The following is an 18,087-nucleotide window of genomic DNA, read 5'->3' on the forward strand; positions in this document are numbered from 1 at the left end:
CCCCGAGAAGCAGAATTGGAGATCCCCACATGACCCACTTTCCTGACATCGGCGTCGAGATCCACGGCCATGTCGGCCTGATCGAGATCCGCCGGCCGCCGCTCAACTTCTTCGACATTTCGCTGATCAACCAGATCGCGGATGCGCTCGAGGGCTTCGACCGCGACATCGAGATCCGCGCGTCGGTGCTGGCGGCGCAGGGCAAGGCGTTCTGCGCCGGCGCCAACTTCACCGACCCGGCGCGGCAGGCGCAGGAGGCAGCCGAGGCAAAAGGCGACCCGGCCGACAGTCTCGGACCGATCAACCATCTCTATATGCAGGCGGTGCGCATTTTCCGCTGCAAGAAGCCGATCGTGGCCGCCGTCCATGGCGCGGCGATCGGCGGCGGGCTGGGCCTCGCGGTGTCGGCCGATTTCCGTGTCACCTGCCCGGAAGCACGCTTCTCGGCCAACTTCACCAAGCTCGGCTTCCATCCGGGCTTCGGACTGACGGTGACCTTGCCGGAGCTGATCGGCAAGAACAACGCCGAGCTGATGTTCTACACCAGCCGCCGCGTCACCGGCGAGGACGCCTATAAAATGGGGCTCGCCAATGAATGCGTGCCGCAGGACCAGGTGCGGACAGCCGCCATGAAGCTCGCCGCAGAGATCGCCGAATGCGCCCCGCTCGGCCTGCTTTCGACCCGCGCCACGATGCGCGCCGGCCTCGCCGACCGGGTGATGGCCGCCACCGAGCACGAGCTTGCCGAGCAGACACGGCTCCGCGCGACGGAGGATTTCAAGGAAGGCGTCAAGGCCACCGAGGAACGGCGCTTCGCGAATTTCAAGGGGCGGTGAGCAGAGGGCCGGTGCTGCGGCTGGCCCGACTCGCAGACGCGCTCACGCGGTGAGCGTGAAGGTCACACCGGCAATCTCGAAGCTATCATGTGACATCCGATAGCCGCGCGCCCGCGCGGCATCGGCGACACGCGCTGCGTCCGCGACGAGGAACGTCAGGCCGCTCATGAGCTCGCGCTCACCCGGCTCGACACGGATGCCGGCATTCGGCAGCGTCAGCTGTTGGACGCCGTCGGCACGCGTTGCAGGGGCCAGGTCCAGAATGCGGCCCCAATGCGCCGCCAGCGACGCCGGTTCGGGGCTCTGCAGCGCGACCTCCGTCAGCGCGCGGGTCACGTCGCTGCGGATGGCTCGCGTCCAATCCGGCCCCGCGGGCGGATACGGGCCCAACAGGTCGTCGCTTCCCGCGGTGTGATTGAGCTCGATGAAGGCCGCGCGGCAGTCGCGTGGGTGCAACTGCACGCCATGATAGGGCGGATGATCGATGACATTGGCGGTCCGCACGCCCATGGCATTGGCGCGAGCGGCCCGGCTGTCCGGATCCTCGCAGGTCAAGATCGCCATATAGCCGCCGCGTCCGCCGCTCTTCTCCAGGAAGCGGCCCGCCGCGGTGCCATCGCGGATCGGCGCCACCACTTCGAGCAGGATCGGCCCGACGGGCAGCAGCGCATTCTCCAGCCCGTATTTGCCGACATGCGGATCGCGATAGCAGACGTCGAGGCCCATGATCGCCGCGATGTCCGACACCACCGGCGCGAGCCGAGGCGCAACGAGACAGATCTGGCGCAGATGGAGATCGATCATGGCGCCGGCCCGGCCTATCGGCCTCGGAACACTGGCGCCCGTTTCTCGACGAAGGCCTTTGCGGCCTCCTTGTGATCCTCGGTGTCGCTGCAGCGCGAGTGATGCACCGCCTCGGCATCGAAGCAGGCCTCCAAGGTCATCGTCTCGGCATTGTTGATGTTGCGCTTGATGTAGCCGAGGGTCACGCTCGGTCCCTCCGCCAGCGACAGCGCAAGGGCGCGCGCGGCGGCGTCGACCTCGGCGTCTGGCACCACCTTCGTCACCATGCCCAGGGCCAGCGCCTCCTGCGCGGAAAGGATCGGGGAGGTCAGATAGAGCTCGCGGGCCTTGGCGCTGCCGAGCAACTGCGTCAGGAAATAGGTGCCGCCAAAATCACCCGACAGGCCGACCTTGGCGAAAGCGGTCGTGATCTTGGCGGAGGCTGCGGCGACGCGGAGATCGCAGGCGAGCGCAATCGAGAGGCCGGCGCCCGCAGCGGCGCCGTCGATCTGCGCGACGACCGGCTTCTGCATCTGGTGCAGCAAGCGCGACACCTCCATGCGCTCGCGCAACGTCGACACCTTGGTCTCGAACGACGGCGCCCCCTTCGCCTCGGCCATCGCCTTGACGTCGCCGCCGACGCAGAAGGTGCCGCCGGCGCCTTTGAGAAGCACCGCGCGCACCTCCGGGTCATCGGCCGCGCGATGCGCCGCCTCGACGAGCCCCTTGGTCATGTCGCTGTTGAGCGCGTTGCGCCGCTCAGGACGGTTCATCGTGATCGTGAGCAGGCCGGCGTCCAGATGCTGCAGCACGGTGGTGTTCGTGGTCATGACGGAACGTCTCCGGGTTGGCCCTCGATGCGAAGAGCCGCGAGTCCCGCCTGCGGCGAGCCCGGCGGCTTCGCGCCATGGCGATTGCTACTTTTTCACCAGCGGACAGCGCGACAATTCCAGAGACTGGAAGGCCTCGTTGCCGGGCACCGTCGCAAGCAGCTTGTAGTCGTCGGACTTGGCCTTCGACTCCGAGGGCTTCTTGACCTCGAACAGATACATGTCATGCACCATGCGGCCGTCCTCGCGAATCCGGCCGCCCTTGGCGAACATGTCATTGATCGGGGTTGCCCGCATGACCTTCATCACGGCGTCGGGATCCGTGGTGCCTGCCGCCTTCACCGCCTTCAGATAGTGCGTTACCGACGAATAGACGCCGGCCTGGGCCGAGGTCGGAACCCGCTTGGTGCGCTCCATGAAACGCTTCGTGAAGGCGCGGGTCTCGTCGTTGAGATCCCAGTAGAACGCCTCCGCGACCAGCAGCCCCTGCGCGGTCTCCAGCCCGACGCTGTCGATATCGGAGACGAAAGCGAGCAGCGGTGACAGCTTCTGGCCCCCCTTGGTGAGGCCGAATTCCGCGGCCTGCTTGATCGCGTTGATCGTATCGCCGCCGGCATTGGCGAGCCCGATTACCTTGGCCTTGGAGGCCTGCGCCTGCAGCAGGAAGGACGAGAAGTCGGACGTGTTGAGCGGATGCCGCACGCTGCCCAGCACCTTGCCGCCGGACTTCACCACGACAGCGGTCGTGTCCTTCTCCAGGTCCTGGCCGAAGGCGTAGTCGGCGGTGAGGAAGAACCAGCTGTCGAGGCCGGACTTCACGGCCGCAAGGCCGGTGACGTTGGCCTGCGCGAACGTATCGAACACGTAGTGCACGGTGTAGGGGCCGCAGGCTTCGTTGGAAAGCCGGACCGAACCGGGGCCGTTGAAGATGATGATCTTGTTGCGCGCCTTGGCGATCTCGCCAGCGGCGAGCGCGGTGGCGGAGGCCGCGACGTCGTAGATCATCTCGACGCCCTGATTGTCGAGCATGTCGCGGGCAATGTTGGCGGCGAGATCGGCCTTGTTGAGATGATCGGCCGCGAGCACCTCGATCTTGCGTCCCAGCACCTCGCCGCCGAAATCCTCGACCGCCATCTTCGCCGCGGTCTCGCTGCCGGGACCGGTGATGTCGGCATAGAGACTCGACATGTCGAGAATGCCGCCGATCTTCAGCGGCGTCTTGCTCTGCGCATGCGCCGCGCCGACCGACAGCGTCAGCGCGGACGCCAGCATGAACAACGACGCAGCCGCGCCGCCAATGGACCTGTTCATCGATTCCTCCCTGCCGGACATGCCGCTACATGGCGGCAGCCTCGTTGATAGTTCGCATCATGGCGCAGGCGCATCTCAGCGGCAAGCACTCACAAGTGCCATCGCGCAACGTGGTTTTCCGCTCAATGGAATGGATGAAACGTGCCATCATGCAGCATGGCAAATGCGTCGACGATCCGCTGCGGACTTCGCAACAGAGATTGGCTCTGCGCCGTCCTGATATTGGCGGCGCAGTCAGTGGCCATCACGACGAGCGGCGCGGCGCCCTGCATGTTCGCGACCTTGGGCGAGGGGCGCGTCACCGAGATCGTCGATGCGCGCAGCTTCCGATTAGCTGATGGCCGCGAGGTCAGGCTGGCCGGCATCGAGCCGCCGCCGGACAATGCCGCGGCCGCCGTCGCGACCCTCGGCGCGCTGCTGCGCGATCGCGATGTCGTGCTCCGCGGCGAGGACGATGCCCCGGACCGCTATGGCCGCCAGCGGGCCTTCGCGTTCCTGGCGGGGGAGGAGCGCACGGTCCAGGGCGAGTTGCTGGCGCGCGGCAGCGTCCTGCGTGGCACCGATGTTCAGGACCGGGATTGCGCTCTCACCCTGGTTGCAGCGGAGGCAGACGCGCGCATCGCGTCGCGCGGACTCTGGACGTCCCCGACCGTCATAAAAAACGCCGAAAGTCCAGACGATATTTTGGCTCGCGCAGGGCTATTTACGGTTGTCGAAGGGAAGGTGTTGTCCGTACGACAGACAGGGACAACAACTTATCTGAACTTCGCGCGTAACTGGACACGGGGCTTCGCGGTGATTATTCCAAAGCGTATGATGCCGGTAATGGAAGGTGCCGGCATCGACACAAAATCACTTGCGAATCGGCGGGTTCGGGTGCGCGGTTGGATCGAGGCGCATCAAGGCCCGAGACTGGAACTGACGCAGATCGCACAGATCGAGATGTTGAGCGGCAACTGATCCGCGAAGGTACGTGAGTAGCGACGTGAACCTGTCTGTTCGTGCACGCATGACGATGGTGAACTGCGGTTCGCGGATCGCACCAGCTTTGCTGTGCGTCGGCTTGATGCTGGCCGGCTGCAGCGACATGGGCAAGCTGCAGCAAGCGACTGCGCCGATGCCGACGCCGCGGCCGAAGCCGGCGATGGTTCAGAGCACGCCCGCCAGCGATCGCGAGCACGAGCGCATTTTGGCAACCTACGGCGGTGCCTATGAGGATCCCCAGCTCGAGGGCCTGATCAGCCGTATCGTCGACCGGCTGGTTGCCGCGTCGGACCGGCCCGACCAGGGCTACAAGGTCACGATCCTGAACTCGGGTGCGGTCAACGCCTTCGCGTTGCCGACCGGACAGCTTTACGTCACCCGCGGCTTGATCGCGCTTGCCAACGACACCTCGGAACTGTCGTCGGTGCTGAGCCACGAAATGGCGCATGTGTTGGCGCGTCACGCCGCGATCCGCGAGGACCAGGCGCGCCAGGCGGCGGTCGTCACCCGCGTCGTGTCCGACATGAGCAATGATCCGGATCTGACGGCGCTGGCGCTCGCCAAGACCAAGCTGACGATGGCGAGCTTCTCGCGCACCCAGGAGTTCGAGGCCGACGGCATCGGTGTCGGCATCTCGGCCAAGGCCAAGTTCGATCCCTATGGCGCGGCCCGGTTCCTGACCTCGATGGAGCGCAATGCCGAGCTGAAGGCCGGCAAGGTCGCGATCGACCCCCGCGCGCAGGATTTCCTCTCCTCGCATCCGGCGACGCCGGAGCGGGTGCAGAATGCGGCGGCGATTGCGAAACAATACGTCTCGCCGGAGGCCAGGGAGCACGACCGCGAGACCTATCTGGCCGCGGTGGACAATATCGTCTTCGGCGAGGACCCCAGCGAAGGCTTCGTGCGTGGGCGGCGGTTCCTGCATCCCAAGCTGGGCTTCACGTTCCAGGCCCCCGAAAACTTCACCCTCGACAACACCGCGCAGGCGGTGATCGGCGTGCGCGAAGGTGGCGCCCAGGCGATGCGGTTCGACGTCGTGCGGGTGCCCGCACAGCAGACGCTCGGCGACTATCTCAACTCCGGCTGGATGGAGAATGTCGACAAGTCAGCGACCGAGGAGCTGACCATCAACGGCTTCCCGGCGGCGTCGACCACAGCCAGCGGCGACCCCTGGCAGTTCAAGGTCTATGCGCTGCGCGTCGGCAGCGACGTCTACCGCTTCATCTTCGCGTCCCGCCAGAAGAGCACCGAGAGCGAGCGCAACGCTCGCGAGACGGTGAATTCCTTCCGCCGCCTCAGCCTTGAGGAATCGCAGTCGGCGCGCCCGCTGCGCATCAAGGTCATCACGGTCCAGCCGGGCGACACCGTCGAGTCGCTGGCGCATCGGATGTCCGGGGTCGACCGACCGATCGAGCGTTTCCGCGTTCTCAACGGCCTCGACGCCCGCGCCCAGGTCAAGGTCCGCGACCGCGTCAAGATCGTGGTGGAGTGACGCGGCCCGCCGGGCAGGCGCTGCGCCAACGGCCAGCCTTGCCGACGCACATGATGCTGTGTCGCGCGGCGGCCTTTGGTCAGTGCAGGCGGTCGCTGAGGGCAATGTCTGGACGGCCCTGAATGAACAAATGCCGTGAATGACCAGCCTGTGGCCTGCAGCGACGCAATTTCGACGATCATTCGCTTGACGCCAGCTTGGGCGTCGGCGGCGCGGCGCACCACGAATTCCTCCGGTCGCCACAGAAGCACCTGCTCCTCCGTCCTGGCTTGAACGACCGGCTCAAGATCGCCTGCGGCTTGCCGTCCCTCGTGGATGACAGCTCCCGATGGGGCTGGCCCTCGGTGGCCGGCCTCCTCAAGCGCTGCAGCCAGAGCGTCATCTGCCGCCTCTCCGCGGCCTCGAGGCGGGCGTCCTCAGAGCCCTCGCGCCCCGGGTTTCCATGCGACGCAGAGCAGCCCACAACGGCGCCTGCCGCCCCTTCTGAGCCTGAACCGGGCTTCCGGAGGGCCGACCACAAGCTCCAGGCGCGCGAGGCAACGCTCGGCACCGCGCCCCAGGGTCATGAGGGGGCGGCGATGGGCCGCCGTCGCGCTCGCCAAACAAAAAGCCCGACCTTGCGGCCGGGCCTTCGTAAGCAACAAATTCGAAAACGCGCTAACGATTGATCAGGCGGCCTCGTCGGCCACGGCATTGTCGTCGCCGTCGATATCATCGATATCGCCCTCGGCGTCGGCATCACCCTCGGCCACCGCATCGGCTTCGGTCTTGGCGCCGCGGCGCGGGCTCTTGGCGAGCTGCGTCTCGATCTCCTTGACGGCCTCGGTTTCGGTCGAGTGCTGCACGACCGCAATCTCGCGCGACAGACGGTCGAGCGCGGCTTCGTACAGCTGGCGCTCGCTGTAGGACTGCTCCGGCTGCGACTCCGAACGATACAGGTCGCGCACGACTTCGGCGATCGCGACAATGTCGCCCGAATTGATCTTCGCTTCGTATTCCTGGGCGCGGCGCGACCACATCGTGCGCTTGACGCGGGCACGGCCCTTCAGCGTCTCCAGCGCCTTCTTGACCAGCGCCGGATCGGACAGCTTGCGCATGCCGACATTGGCGACCTTGGCGGTCGGCACGCGCAGCGTCATCTTGTCCTTGATGAAGTTGATGACGAACAGCTCAAGCTTCGCGCCTGCGATCTCCTGCTCCTCGATGGCCAGGATCTGGCCGACGCCGTGAGCAGGATAGACGACGAATTCGTTGGTCTTGAAGCCCTGACGCTGGGTCGGCAACTTCTTCTCCTCGACCCGGGGAGCAGCAGCGGCAGCCGCGGGCGCCGGAGCCGGCTTGGCGGCGGCAGGGGCCTTGGCAGCGGCGGCGGCCGCAGGAATAGCCGTCTTGGTAGCCTTGGGCGCAGCTGCCGGCTTCGCTGCGGTCTTCGCAACAGAGTCCTTTGCAAGAGTGGTCTTCGCGGCGGATGCTTTCGCGGCAGTCTTGGCAGTCTTTTCAGGCATTGCGCTTCTTTTGTTCTTGGTGGACTTGGCAGCCGAGGCCTTTGCGGCAGCCCGAATCTCCTTTACAGGAGCTCGTGCACGGCCCTTGGAAACGCTGCGGCTGGCCGCGGCGGCTTTTTTGGTACTCTTGGAAGCACTCTTTTTACGCGTTTTCTGTGACACAGCCTGCGCGCGGAACTGCCACGCCCCTGTTTGATGTTGCGGGAACCTAAAAGGGCGGCCAAAAAAGTATACGCATGGCCGGGTTCGGCTCTGAGAATGTGCCATATATAGCACATTTCCCGCAAAAATCAATGATTTAGAGGGCGCAGGGGCGGTATTGTGACGGATCCGCAAAGTTAGGGTTAAACGAGGCGCGCTTGTTTCGAAGAATTTTGCGGCCGTCCCGCCGGCTGCAAAATCGTCCTACCCCTTTGTTTGCGCGCCGGGATTCCTCTCGGCTGTGATCTCTCGGCGAGGCCTCGATGAGGGCTTGGCCGCGCCGCCTCGGGTTGCTCAGTCGCCGGCGCCCGGCTTGGGCGAAAAATATTTCTCGAACTTGCCGGCCTCGCCGTCATGCTCCTTGGCATCGCCCGGCGGGTCCTTCTTCTGGGTGATGTTCGGCCAGGCCTTGGCGTATTCGGCGTTCACCCCGAGCCATTTCTCGAGCCCCGGCTCGGTATCCGGCTTGATGGCGTCGGCCGGGCACTCCGGCTCGCAGACGCCGCAATCAATGCATTCGTCCGGATGGATCACGAGCATGTTGTCGCCTTCGTAGAAGCAGTCTACCGGGCAGACCTCAACGCAATCGGTGTATTTGCATTTGATGCAGTTTTCGGTGACGACGTAAGTCATCCAGGGCTCCGGAACGGATCGACAAATCACGCCTGCACTAGCGCAGGACGTGATGTGCCGCAAGTGAAGCAGAACGAAGAACTGAACCGCCGTCGGATTGAACACAGCAGATCGTCATCGTGCGCCGCCATCGAGCTCATCATAGAGCGTACGGGCCGATGTCGCATCGCCGCGGCGCTCGGCGAAGGCGGTCACCCTGAGCACGCGCACATTGCGGTCGAGCGCGATCGTCAGCACGTCCCCCGCTTTCACGCCATGGCCCGGCGAGGTTTCGCGGACGCCGTTGATGCGGACATGGCCGGAGGTCACCAGAGCCGCGGCGCTGGTGCGGGCCTTCACCACCCGCGCATGCCAGAGCCATTTGTCGAGGCGCTGGCGCTCTAAAGGGACGTCGGACGTCGGCGTTGTCATCTCGGCTCGGCGCGCTCAAGCGACGCGGATCAGTCCTTGCGGTTGTTCGCCGCGAGTTGCTCCTTGAGCGCGGCGAGCTTGGCAAACGGCGAGTTCGGATCGACCGGCCGGTCGCGGTCCCGTCCGCCGCCGCCGCCGCTGGAGGCGTAGGGCCGCAGCGCCGGGCCGCCGTCGCGCTTGTCGCGACCGCCTTTGCCGAAGTCCCGGCCGCCACGGTCGCCGCCGAACTTGCCGCCCTTGTTGCGATCGCGGTTCTGGTCGCGCCCCTTGGCGTCCTGGTCGCGGCGCGGACCACGGTCCTCACGGGCCGGCGCGCCTTCGGCCGGCGCCGCGGCCGCCTCACGGGGGCCCTTCCGGAAGTCCTTGCCGAACTCCTTCATCCGGTCGCGGCGACCATGGCCGCGATGGCGGTCGCGCGTCTCGCCCTCGGCTGGCGCCGCGCCAGCGGCCTGCTCGCCGCCGGCCTGCTGTCCGCCAGCGGCGGGCTGTCCGCGGTCGTGCTGCGGGCGCTGGTGCCGGTTGCGCTGATGGTGGTCATGGCGCGGCCGGCGCTCCTCCGAACGCCCGCCAGGCCGCCAGACCTCGATAAGAACCGGCTCGGCCGCAGCCGCCGGCTCCGCCTCGGCGGGCACAGCCTCGGCAGATGCTGCGCCGGCCGGCGTCGCCTCGCCGGTTGCCGGCTGCGCGGCCTCGGTCTCAGCGACGCTGGATGCAGCGTCCACCGCGACCGCATCTGGAGCCGCCGCATCGGGCGCGGCGGCTTCAGGCTCACCGGCCGCAGCCGGGGCAACGAAATCGACAAGTGGCAACGACGCCAGCGCGGAGACCGGCGCGGGCGCCTCATCGGCCGGCGCGGTCTGCGCAGGAGACTCCGCGAGCGCTTCGGGCGCGGCCATCAGTTGCTCGGTCACCGGCGCGACGGCGGCTTCCGCCAGGGTCGGAGCCTGCTCGGGGGAACTCGCCTCGACCGCATCGGCCGACGGCGTCTCTGCCACAACGGCCTCGCCGGTCGCCTCCGCCACAGCGGGAAAAACCTCTGCCGCCGGCGACTCTGCGGGCTGCTCGACCACCTTCGGCGGCAGCGGCGGGCGCTTTTCCATGCGGTAGCCGAGGGCGCGCAGAATCGAGGCGAAATCCTCGCCGGCCGACCCGGTGAGCGAGGTCATCGCCTGGGTCACGACGAAGCTGCGGCCGTCGAAGGCCCCCGCCGGCTTCTCGCCCGGCGCATTCTCACGCCAGGCCAGCGCGGGACGAATCAGATCGGCGAGGCGCTCGAGAATGTCGACACGGACAGCGCGCTCGCCGGCCTGCTTGTAGCCGAGCACCCGATAGGCATCGCGCGGCAACGCCTTGTCGACCGGGAACGACGTGCGGCCCGAGCTCGCCAGATGCTGTGCGCCGGTCAGCGCCGACATGTCGACATTGCCCTGCTTCTCGGCCCACAACAAAGCGGCCAGCGCCCGCGCGGCGGGCTTGAGCAGAGCCGGGACATAGATGTGATAGGCCCCGAAGCGCACGCCATATTTGCGCAAGGTCGCCCGCGAGGGCTGGTCGAGATCCTTCATCTCGTTGGCGATCTTTGCGCGTTCGATGACACCCAGCGCTTCCACCAGTTGGAAGGCGATGCCGCGCGCGATTCCCGTGATGTCCTCGGCCTTGGACAGCTCGAACAGCGGCCCGAGCAGCTTCTCGATATGGGTCTTCAGCCACAGATCGAGCCGCGCCTGCACCTTGTCGCGCGCCGCGCCCGTCAGGCGCTCATCGGCGATGATCCGCAGCCGCGGATGCAGCGCGTCGTCCGCGGCGACGAGCTTGGCGACCGCGTCGCCGGTCCAGCGGATGGTGCCGTCGGCGGTCAGCACGAGATGCTCGTCCGGCGCATTGGACAGCTTCTCGGCCCGGGCCTCGATCTCGCCAGCCAACGCCTTCTGGGCGGCAGCCTGCAGGGCCTTGGCTTCAGAGCCAGCCTCAGCGGCGTCGGGCGCGAAGGTGAATCCATCGAGGCGACCGATCGTGTGCCCTTCAACGATCACTTCGCCGGTCTTGCCGATTTCCGTATTCAAAACACTGTTCTCCCGCAGGCGCCGCATCAATACACTGGTACGACGATCAACGAAACGCTCCGTGAGCCGTTCATGAAGGGCGTCTGACAATTTATTTTCAAGTTCGCGGGTAATCCCCTGCCAATAGTCGGGATCACGCAGCCAATCCGGTCGGTTCGCGACGAAGGTCCAGGTGCGAATTTGTGCAATCCGGCCCGACAACGTGTCGATGTCGCCGTCGACACGGTCGGCCTGATCGACCTGCGCGGCATACCAGGCATCGGGAATCCGCCCTTTCTGCATCAGAAACCCGTAAAGCGTGGTCACGAGCTCGGCATGAGCCGCCGGCGACAGCCGGCGATAATCCGGGATCTGGCAGGCCTCCCACAGACGCTCGACGGCCGCCGCGCCATGGGCCATATCGCGCACCTCGGCGTCGCGCGCGGCGTGATCGAGCACGCGCAGATCCTCCGCGATCGGCGCCCGCGTCAGCGCCTCATGCGCAGGCGCCAGCGCCAGCGACACCTGCAGCGCGCTCAGGGACGCGAAATCGAGCCTCGAATTGCGCCATTGCAGGACCTTCACGGAATCGAAAGTATGGTTCTGCAGCGCGTTGACCAGCTCCGGCTCGAACGGCGCACAACGCCCAGTGGTGCCGAAGGTACCGTTACGCGTTGCGCGGCCCGCACGCCCCGCGATCTGAGCAAACTCCGACGGGTTGAGACGACGGAACTGATAGCCGTCATATTTGCGGTCGGAGGCAAAAGCGACGTGGTCGACGTCGAGATTGAGACCCATGCCGATGGCATCGGTGGCGACGAGATAGTCGACGTCGCCGTTCTGGAACATCTCCACCTGCGCGTTGCGCGTTCGTGGCGATAGCGAGCCCAGCACAACCGCGGCGCCGCCATGTTGGCGCCGGATCAGCTCGGCGATCGCGTAGACCTCGTCGGCGGAAAAGGCGACGATCGCGGTCCGGCGTGGTTGCCGCGTGATCTTGCGGTCGCCGGCGAATTCGAGTTGCGACAGGCGCGGCCGCGTCACCATCGAGGCGCCCGGCAACAGCCGCTCGATGATCGGGCGCATCGTCGCAGCGCCGAGCAGCAGTGTTTCGTCGCGACCCCGGCGGTTGAGAATCCGATCGGTGAAGACGTGGCCGCGCTCGAGATCGGCGGCGATCTGGATCTCGTCGACGGCGAGAAACGAGACATCGAGATCGCGCGGCATCGCCTCGACGGTCGAGACCCAATAGCGCGGAGCCTTCGGCTTGATCTTTTCCTCGCCGGTGATCAGCGCCACCGCCTCGCTGCCGACCCGGTCGGCGATCTTGTTGTAGACCTCGCGCGCCAGCAGCCGCAGCGGCAGGCCGATGATCCCTGAGGAATGCGCGAGCATGCGCTCGATCGCCAGATGCGTCTTGCCGGTGTTGGTCGGGCCGAGCACGGCGGTGACGCCGTTGCCGGCAACGCGATCGGGCGTGCGCTCGAAAGGCGAGGCAGCCGAAGAAGACGAAAAAGCCATTCGTTAAATTTGGGTCTCGGGCCGGCGTTGCAGGCGCGCGGGTCAGGCGCGATGGATGCTGAATTTGTCGGGGTTCTGAAGCGGCTGCGATCCTCGCCCTTGTCTCACATTGTGACGCATATAGTGACGCCGCTTAAGCTTCGGAACGCCTTGAGAACGAATCACGAAGGAATCGCTGACTCCATCGTCTTTCCGGCTTCGTTCACCGCAACATCTCGCGCTCTGCGTTGACCACTCCACTAGATCAAGCTTTTGGCCGGTCCACAAGCAACGCTTTCGCCATGGAACCGCCACGCATGGTCACGGGGTCTGAGTCGAATCAGAATAAGGGAAGAGTCAAACGGATTCGCGCAAAACGGCGATGACGCGAGCGTGTGAGCCAAGCATTCGGCTAAGCTCGGACGTTCACAGGGTAGCCGCCGGCGATGAGGGTCTGACGCTACTGCGTCTTGGCGACGTGCGGTGTCGCCTGGGTGATGAAGGACGTGGCCTCCAGCATCGCGGTTCCCAGCGGCGTCGGGATCACCATCTTGAACGGCACCAGGACGCGGGTGCCCGCGATTGGCACGAAGAAGATCTCCATGTTGCGGGCCTGGGCCAGATATTTGATCACGGGACGATCAGGGATGTAGCCCGCCACCGGCGTGAAATAGATCGCGCAGACCAGCGCCGGGCCGCGATAGCCCTTGTCGGCCTTCACGTTCTCCATGCGCTTATAGTCGAGCTTGAGCTCGTAGCGCATGCGCCCATCGAACACCGGCGCCGCTCCGCGGCACGAATCCGGCGCCAGCAGCTCGCCATTGCCGGGCACGCGCACCAGCGAGGCCGTCATGGGATCGAGCACACCGCGCTTATGCGCATCCGTCACCGGAATACGGTCGGGATCGACCGGCGGCGTCGGCTCGATGGCGAAATCCTTCACATTCCCGTTCTGCAGATTGATGTGGATCTGCTCGGACTTCTTCCCCGTGGTGGTCGAGGCCTGGTAGCTCTGGCCGACCAGCGCACCATTGACCACACGTCCCTGGACTGCGCCGGTACCGGCCCCCTGCGAGAAGCTCTTGAGCAGCCCGGCGGTGCCGCCCTGGGCCGAGGCCCCATATTGGTCGTCGCCGATCTCGACCGCCCAGGTGCCCTTGCCGACAGGGATACCGGCGAGCGAAGCTTCATATTGCGCATCCAGCCGGGCCTGCGCCTGGGCGTTCTGGGCCAGCAGCAGCAGGCCGAGAGCGGAACCGGCCGCGACCAGCCGACAGGAGAGGAATGAGGAAGCCGAAATGATGCTCACGTGAGGGATGATCCTGCCGATCCGCCTGCCTGTGCGCCGGATCACCCCGGCGCGTCGTCCTTGCTACTTAAGCCAAAAACGCCTTCAAACAACGCGAACCATCCGACAATAGCGGCTTGTCCAGGGCTTTGCGCTCCAACCGCTCGCCACAACCGCGCCCAGACATCTGCCGGAGGCTGGGCTTGCGCCTTGCCCGCCGGCGCCTGCTTTGCCGCGTCGCCCTGCTCGCACCGGGATCCGATCCATCGCCCGCGAATACGCCCTTTATATGGTCTAAACTGCCCCCTATACCATTGATTGTACGCCCGCTTTTCGATCCGCCGGCGTTCGCGCCCGGCTCGCAACTTCATCCCGTGCGGCGCGCGGCGAGGACCCCTCGATCGGCGGGCCGCAGCCATCGTGTTTCGCTGCGGCCTTCAAAACCTTGACGAAAAGCCGCATCCCCCCTATAGGACCGCATCTCCCAGAGAAGAGCTGGACGAGTTTTGGACCCCCGCGGCCCGCCGAGACTGGCGGACGAAGGGTGCGGGGATGAGAGAGGATTTATTGCCATGTCGCGGCGCTGTGAACTGACGGCCAAGGGCCCCCAGGTTGGCCACAAGGTCAGCCACTCGAACATCAAGACCAAGCGGCGCTTCCTGCCGAACCTGTGCAACGTGACCTTCATTTCGGATGCACTCGGCCGCAATGTGCGCCTGCGCGTCTCGACCAATGCGATCAAGAGCGTCGACCACAATGGCGGCCTCGACGCCTATCTGCTGAAGGCGAACGCCGCGACGCTGTCGCCGCGCGCGCTGGAGCTGAAGCGCGCGATCGAAAAGAAGGCTGCCGAGGCAGCGCCGGTCGCGAAGGCCAGCTGAATTCATCAATGACGCGAAAGCGGGTGCATCAAGGCCCCGCTTGAGCACGTCGAATAAAGCTACGGCCGGATCGCAGGATCCGGCCGTTTCTGTTTGACGACGCCCGACAGCGCCTGGACGACACTTGGCTGCAGGCACGAACACCTCGCGCGACGTGCGACCAAGACCGGCGACCGGAAGTTCGCAACGCGGCCTCATCATCGAGCGACATCGCCGTCCGGAGCACGCCCGCCACCCGTCGACGACGCGAGCCGATCGCCCCTGCCAACCAATCTCCCCAAGCTTCGTCGGATGCTCTACACTCGTTGCGGTAGAATTATTGTGGGCATTACGCTGCCATGAAGAACATTGTCATCTGCTGCGACGGCACCGGCAACGAGATCAGCGAGAACATCTCGAATGTCCTCAAGCTCTATCGCTGCCTGCGCAAGACCGACAAGACGTCGCCGCATCAGGCGGTGTTCTACGATCCCGGTGTCGGCACGCTGACGCAGCCCGACAGCTGGCATCGCTTCAAAGCCAACTTCAACATGGTGCTCGGGCTTGCGACCGGCTACGGGCTCGACGACAACGTCATCAATGCCTATTGCTTCCTCGCGACGCATTACGAAGACGGCGACCGCATCTTCCTGTTCGGTTTCTCGCGCGGCGCCTATACTGTGCGCGTGCTGGCCGGACTCATTCACAAGGTCGGATTGATCTCTCCTGATCAGATCAATCTCGCCGGCTCGGGCGTGATCGCCTACAAGAAATACTCGTCCGACAATCCGAAGGCCGGGCGCGGCGTCACCACCGAGCTCGAGAGCACCGAGGAAGACGGACCGATTCCGGAAAGCCGCGACGACCAGGCCGCGCAATTCGCGCGGATCACGTCGTCACGCTGGCCGACCATCCACTTCGTGGGCGTATGGGATACGGTCGCGAGCGTCATCGTGCCGCGCACCGATCGCCTGCTTGCATGGCCCAGCCTGGAAGAACTCGCTTTCACCATCCAGAATCCGAGCGTGAAGATCTTCCGCCAAGCGGCAGCGATGGACGAGCGGCGCTGCATGTTCCGCCTCAAGGCATGGAACATCCCGCAGACCTTCACGCCAAACCGCTTCAACAGGGCGCAGGCGCGGCCGCAGGATGCCAAGCAGGTGTGGTTCGCCGGCGTGCATTGCGACGTCGGCGGCGGCTATCCGGAAGCGCAATCGGCGGCGTCGAAATATCCATTGCTATGGATGATCGATGAGGCGGTCGAGGCCGGGCTCGCGGTCAACCCGCGCACCGTCAACCAGCTGGCCTGGGGCGTTCAGCGCAAGAACAGCCCGTTTCATTATGTCGCCCCGAGCGTCCAGGGTCAGCTCCATCACTCGATGACGCCAGCCTGGCGTCTGCTCGAATATCTTCCCAAGAAGGCCAAATACAAGGAATGGCCGGAACGCAAAGTGCATTTCGGCTTCTACATTCCGAATTGCGAGCCGCGCTTCATCCCCGACGGCGCCTTCATCCACGAAAGCGTCCTGATGCGAATCGCGGAATCGAAGGACTATCGACCGGTGAACCTGCCGGCGACCTATCAACGCGTACCGCTGCCGATCAAGCAGAAGGCGGACTAAGATCGCGATGTTGGTTGGAGCAGGCGCTTTCGAACACCCCGTTGCGGCTGTCCGGATCAGGCACGAGCGCCGGTCGGCGCCGCACCGGCGGCTATGCTGCCGCGACCAGGGCGCCGCCTGGCGGCGAGATGTCAGATCATCTTCAGATGAATGACGCCATCCGTGACTTCGCCACGGGCAAATAATTCGCGGGCCCGCTGCTCGAACACGGTGCGATTTCGCTGCAAATAGGCAAAGGCCTGATTGCGGGTGCAGAAGCTGGTCTCGAGGTGGCAGACCTGCCGCGCAGAACCGATCGCCAGCGCAAACGCGATCGTCTTCCCTTCGCCGTCCGCATCATCCTTGGCGATACGCAAGTTCAATGCGATGGATCTGGCCACGTCAGCCTCCTCGGCAGGACATTAAAGCTGGACGCGAAACACTCGCCTGGACACGCGCTGACGCCATAGCAGCAGCCGCACACGCAAGCGCTCTAACGGAGCGCCTTCTTCCGTCGCTTGGGACTTGGCGCAGAGGCCGCAGCATTGCCCGCCATTGCGTCCTCGGCTTCCTTGGCAAGCCTGAGTGCGCGCAGCCGCGCCATGTTCTGGCGTATTGCAGCGGCACGTTGGTCGGTATCGGCCATCGCCTTGGCGCCCTCTTCGGCAGCGATCTGCCGCCGCTGCGCCCTGGCGACGCTCTCTGGCGATGGCTCCGAGGCTCGCTTCGCCATGGACAGCTCCTTCCGCAAGGCTGCGGTTGTCGTGCGAACGCAAATGGCCCGCTCAATCGCAGGATCGAGCGGGCAAACCAACCATTTCAGTACATCCGTGAAATGGCTTGGCAGTGATCAAGCCAGCGAGAGATTCTCTGCGCTGACCTTGCCACGCATCTTGTCGGTCTTCAGGTCGAAGTTGACCTTCTGGCCTTCGGCCAGCCCGCCCAGACCAGCACGCTCGACGGCGCTGATATGAACGAAAACGTCAGTTCCGCCGTCCTGCGGCTGAATGAAACCGAAACCCTTCTGACCATTAAACCACTTAACGGTACCCTGCGGCATGTTCTTTCTCCAAGAAATCAATCATCGCACGACGACCGCGCGATCTCATTCAACTGAGCGATGACTTCGGGAAATAGCCCACGGGCACATTCAGAAAGGCACAGCGGCTAATCGAACTCCTGTCAAACTAAACCTTTCCGGCGAGAATACAAGGCCGCGAGCAAAAATGTTTCGGCGTCGCGGCGCGCCCAATCAGCGAGCTGGCATTGGCTGCCTACAACGCCTATCTTCGTCACACCATCGATAACGGCCCGGCCATCGATGGCTGAGAGACACATTGTGCTCCCGCCTTCCCCCGAAGCGGATCACTGTGTCGAATGGCAGCGCGCACAACTCATTAGATCGAAAGATCGCAGCCGTCCGGCTCACGCGATGCCGGACCAGCACCGCTGCCGTTGCTTTTGCCTACAGACATTTCGACAAATGAAGCAAGGAGGACGCTTTTGCAGGTTCTGGTTCGTGACAATGACGTCGACAAGGCGTTGCGCATCCTGAAACGGAAGATGCAGCGCGAAGGTGTCTTCCGCGAAATGAAGCGCCGCAGAGCCTATGAGAAGCCGTCGGAGCGCAAGACGCGCGAGAAGTCGGATGCGATCCGGCGCCAGCGCAAGGTGGCCCGCAAGCAGGCCATTCGCGAGGGGCTGCTGCCCGCTCCCGTGAAGAAGATATTGCAGCCACGACCGCCGCGCGGGCTGCCGCCGAGCTCCGCACCTACGACTGGCAGCGGTCCTGCAAGGGCTTAGTCTCCGA

18 protein-coding genes are annotated in these 18,087 nt (G+C 65.0%); 6 read left to right on the plus strand and 12 right to left on the minus strand.

The features are described from left to right. Positions 1-29: 29 nt before the first annotated feature. Positions 30-836: an enoyl-CoA hydratase/isomerase family protein gene (locus tag BBTA_RS35255; protein ID WP_012047277.1), complete on the plus strand. Its 807-nt coding sequence runs from the start codon at positions 30-32 to the stop codon at positions 834-836. 42 nt (positions 837-878) lie between these two features. Here the strand turns inward: BBTA_RS35255 and BBTA_RS35260 are convergent, their stop codons facing one another. The 4 genes from BBTA_RS35260 to BBTA_RS41020 all read right to left on the minus strand — a co-directional run bounded on the left by BBTA_RS35260 (position 879) and on the right by BBTA_RS41020 (position 4,032). Continuing rightward, on the minus strand, positions 879-1,640 hold the full coding sequence (locus tag BBTA_RS35260; protein ID WP_012047278.1) for a hypothetical protein: 762 nt from the start codon (positions 1,638-1,640) through the stop codon (positions 879-881). Between the two features lie 14 nt (positions 1,641-1,654). Next, entirely contained in the window at positions 1,655-2,449 is a 795-nt protein-coding gene (locus BBTA_RS35265; protein WP_012047279.1) for an enoyl-CoA hydratase, read from the minus strand. 87 nt (positions 2,450-2,536) lie between these two features. Continuing rightward, on the minus strand, positions 2,537-3,721 hold the full coding sequence (locus tag BBTA_RS35270) for an ABC transporter substrate-binding protein (RefSeq protein WP_012047280.1): 1,185 nt from the start codon (positions 3,719-3,721) through the stop codon (positions 2,537-2,539). A 161-nt stretch (positions 3,722-3,882) separates the two neighbouring features. Continuing rightward, on the minus strand, positions 3,883-4,032 hold the full coding sequence (locus BBTA_RS41020; protein WP_168167940.1) for a hypothetical protein: 150 nt from the start codon (positions 4,030-4,032) through the stop codon (positions 3,883-3,885). Between BBTA_RS41020 and BBTA_RS35275 the strand changes: the two genes are divergently transcribed. Continuing rightward, positions 4,031-4,720: a thermonuclease family protein gene (locus BBTA_RS35275; protein WP_041751109.1), complete on the plus strand. Its 690-nt coding sequence runs from the start codon at positions 4,031-4,033 to the stop codon at positions 4,718-4,720. The genes BBTA_RS41020 and BBTA_RS35275 overlap by 2 nt on opposite strands. A 49-nt stretch (positions 4,721-4,769) precedes the next feature. Then, positions 4,770-6,236: a M48 family metalloprotease gene (locus BBTA_RS35280; RefSeq protein ID WP_012047282.1), complete on the plus strand. Its 1,467-nt coding sequence runs from the start codon at positions 4,770-4,772 to the stop codon at positions 6,234-6,236. A gap of 668 nt (positions 6,237-6,904) precedes the next feature. On the opposite strand, the gene BBTA_RS35290 is transcribed toward BBTA_RS35280, so the two are convergent. The 5 genes from BBTA_RS35290 to BBTA_RS35310 all read right to left on the minus strand — a co-directional run bounded on the left by BBTA_RS35290 (position 6,905) and on the right by BBTA_RS35310 (position 13,798). After that, positions 6,905-7,741, minus strand: a complete 837-nt coding sequence (locus tag BBTA_RS35290; protein WP_012047283.1) for a CarD family transcriptional regulator — start codon at positions 7,739-7,741, stop codon at positions 6,905-6,907. Between the two features lie 495 nt (positions 7,742-8,236). Next, a complete protein-coding gene (gene fdxA, locus BBTA_RS35295; protein ID WP_012047284.1) occupies positions 8,237-8,575 on the minus strand; it encodes a ferredoxin FdxA in 339 nt (112 codons plus the stop codon). A 114-nt stretch (positions 8,576-8,689) separates the two neighbouring features. Further along, complete coding sequence (locus BBTA_RS35300; protein ID WP_041751111.1) at positions 8,690-8,986, minus strand: RNA-binding S4 domain-containing protein; 297 nt, start codon at positions 8,984-8,986, stop codon at positions 8,690-8,692. Positions 8,987-9,015: 29 nt separating this feature from the next. After that, on the minus strand, positions 9,016-12,549 hold the full coding sequence (locus BBTA_RS35305) for a helicase-related protein (RefSeq protein ID WP_012047286.1): 3,534 nt from the start codon (positions 12,547-12,549) through the stop codon (positions 9,016-9,018). A 439-nt stretch (positions 12,550-12,988) separates the two neighbouring features. After that, on the minus strand, positions 12,989-13,798 hold the full coding sequence (locus tag BBTA_RS35310; protein ID WP_172235885.1) for a DUF3108 domain-containing protein: 810 nt from the start codon (positions 13,796-13,798) through the stop codon (positions 12,989-12,991). Between the two features lie 590 nt (positions 13,799-14,388). On the opposite strand from BBTA_RS35310, the gene rpmB reads away from it, so the two are divergent. Beyond that, positions 14,389-14,697 carry a 50S ribosomal protein L28 gene (gene rpmB, locus BBTA_RS35315; RefSeq protein WP_012047288.1) on the plus strand — a complete coding sequence of 103 codons (309 nt, stop codon included), beginning with the start codon at positions 14,389-14,391 and terminating at the stop codon, positions 14,695-14,697. Between the two features lie 338 nt (positions 14,698-15,035). Continuing rightward, a complete protein-coding gene (locus tag BBTA_RS35320; protein ID WP_012047289.1) occupies positions 15,036-16,298 on the plus strand; it encodes a DUF2235 domain-containing protein in 1,263 nt (420 codons plus the stop codon). A 131-nt stretch (positions 16,299-16,429) separates the two neighbouring features. Here BBTA_RS35320 and BBTA_RS35325 read toward each other — a convergent pair whose 3' ends face one another. The 3 genes from BBTA_RS35325 to BBTA_RS35335 all read right to left on the minus strand — a co-directional run bounded on the left by BBTA_RS35325 (position 16,430) and on the right by BBTA_RS35335 (position 17,337). Next, complete coding sequence (locus tag BBTA_RS35325; RefSeq protein WP_012047290.1) at positions 16,430-16,678, minus strand: hypothetical protein; 249 nt, start codon at positions 16,676-16,678, stop codon at positions 16,430-16,432. 92 nt (positions 16,679-16,770) lie between these two features. Further along, complete coding sequence (locus tag BBTA_RS35330; protein WP_012047291.1) at positions 16,771-17,010, minus strand: hypothetical protein; 240 nt, start codon at positions 17,008-17,010, stop codon at positions 16,771-16,773. Positions 17,011-17,127: 117 nt separating this feature from the next. Then, positions 17,128-17,337 (minus strand): cold-shock protein, encoded by a 210-nt coding sequence (locus BBTA_RS35335; RefSeq protein ID WP_012047292.1) that lies wholly within the window; start codon positions 17,335-17,337, stop codon positions 17,128-17,130. 443 nt (positions 17,338-17,780) lie between these two features. Here BBTA_RS35335 and rpsU point away from each other — a divergent pair, with 443 nt between their 5' ends. Then, positions 17,781-18,080, plus strand: coding sequence for a 30S ribosomal protein S21 (gene rpsU, locus BBTA_RS35340; protein ID WP_012047293.1), 300 nt, complete (start codon positions 17,781-17,783; stop codon positions 18,078-18,080). Positions 18,081-18,087 lie beyond the last annotated feature (7 nt).

This window comes from Bradyrhizobium sp. BTAi1 (genome assembly GCF_000015165.1).
Classification (GTDB): domain Bacteria; phylum Pseudomonadota; class Alphaproteobacteria; order Rhizobiales; family Xanthobacteraceae; genus Bradyrhizobium; species Bradyrhizobium denitrificans.

Excerpts from the sequence above, each read along its gene's own strand:
- BBTA_RS35290 (WP_012047283.1), bottom strand. The coding sequence starts at position 7,741 with ATGCCTGAAAAGACTGCCAAGACTGCCGCGAAAGCATCCGCCGCGAAG.
- BBTA_RS35275 (WP_041751109.1), top strand. The coding sequence starts at position 4,031 with ATGTTCGCGACCTTGGGCGAGGGGCGCGTCACCGAGATCGTCGATGCG.
- BBTA_RS35305 (WP_012047286.1), bottom strand. The coding sequence starts at position 12,549 with ATGGCTTTTTCGTCTTCTTCGGCTGCCTCGCCTTTCGAGCGCACGCCC.
- BBTA_RS35330 (WP_012047291.1), bottom strand. The coding sequence starts at position 17,010 with ATGGCGAAGCGAGCCTCGGAGCCATCGCCAGAGAGCGTCGCCAGGGCG.
- BBTA_RS35265 (WP_012047279.1), bottom strand. The coding sequence starts at position 2,449 with ATGACCACGAACACCACCGTGCTGCAGCATCTGGACGCCGGCCTGCTC.
- BBTA_RS35260 (WP_012047278.1), bottom strand. The coding sequence starts at position 1,640 with ATGATCGATCTCCATCTGCGCCAGATCTGTCTCGTTGCGCCTCGGCTC.
- BBTA_RS35300 (WP_041751111.1), bottom strand. The coding sequence starts at position 8,986 with ATGACAACGCCGACGTCCGACGTCCCTTTAGAGCGCCAGCGCCTCGAC.
- BBTA_RS41020 (WP_168167940.1), bottom strand. The coding sequence starts at position 4,032 with ATGCAGGGCGCCGCGCCGCTCGTCGTGATGGCCACTGACTGCGCCGCC.
- BBTA_RS35320 (WP_012047289.1), top strand. The coding sequence starts at position 15,036 with ATGAAGAACATTGTCATCTGCTGCGACGGCACCGGCAACGAGATCAGC.
- BBTA_RS35270 (WP_012047280.1), bottom strand. The coding sequence starts at position 3,721 with ATGCTGGCGTCCGCGCTGACGCTGTCGGTCGGCGCGGCGCATGCGCAG.
- BBTA_RS35255 (WP_012047277.1), top strand. The coding sequence starts at position 30 with ATGACCCACTTTCCTGACATCGGCGTCGAGATCCACGGCCATGTCGGC.
- rpmB (WP_012047288.1), top strand. The coding sequence starts at position 14,389 with ATGTCGCGGCGCTGTGAACTGACGGCCAAGGGCCCCCAGGTTGGCCAC.
- fdxA (WP_012047284.1), bottom strand. The coding sequence starts at position 8,575 with ATGACTTACGTCGTCACCGAAAACTGCATCAAATGCAAATACACCGAT.
- BBTA_RS35280 (WP_012047282.1), top strand. The coding sequence starts at position 4,770 with ATGACGATGGTGAACTGCGGTTCGCGGATCGCACCAGCTTTGCTGTGC.
- BBTA_RS35335 (WP_012047292.1), bottom strand. The coding sequence starts at position 17,337 with ATGCCGCAGGGTACCGTTAAGTGGTTTAATGGTCAGAAGGGTTTCGGT.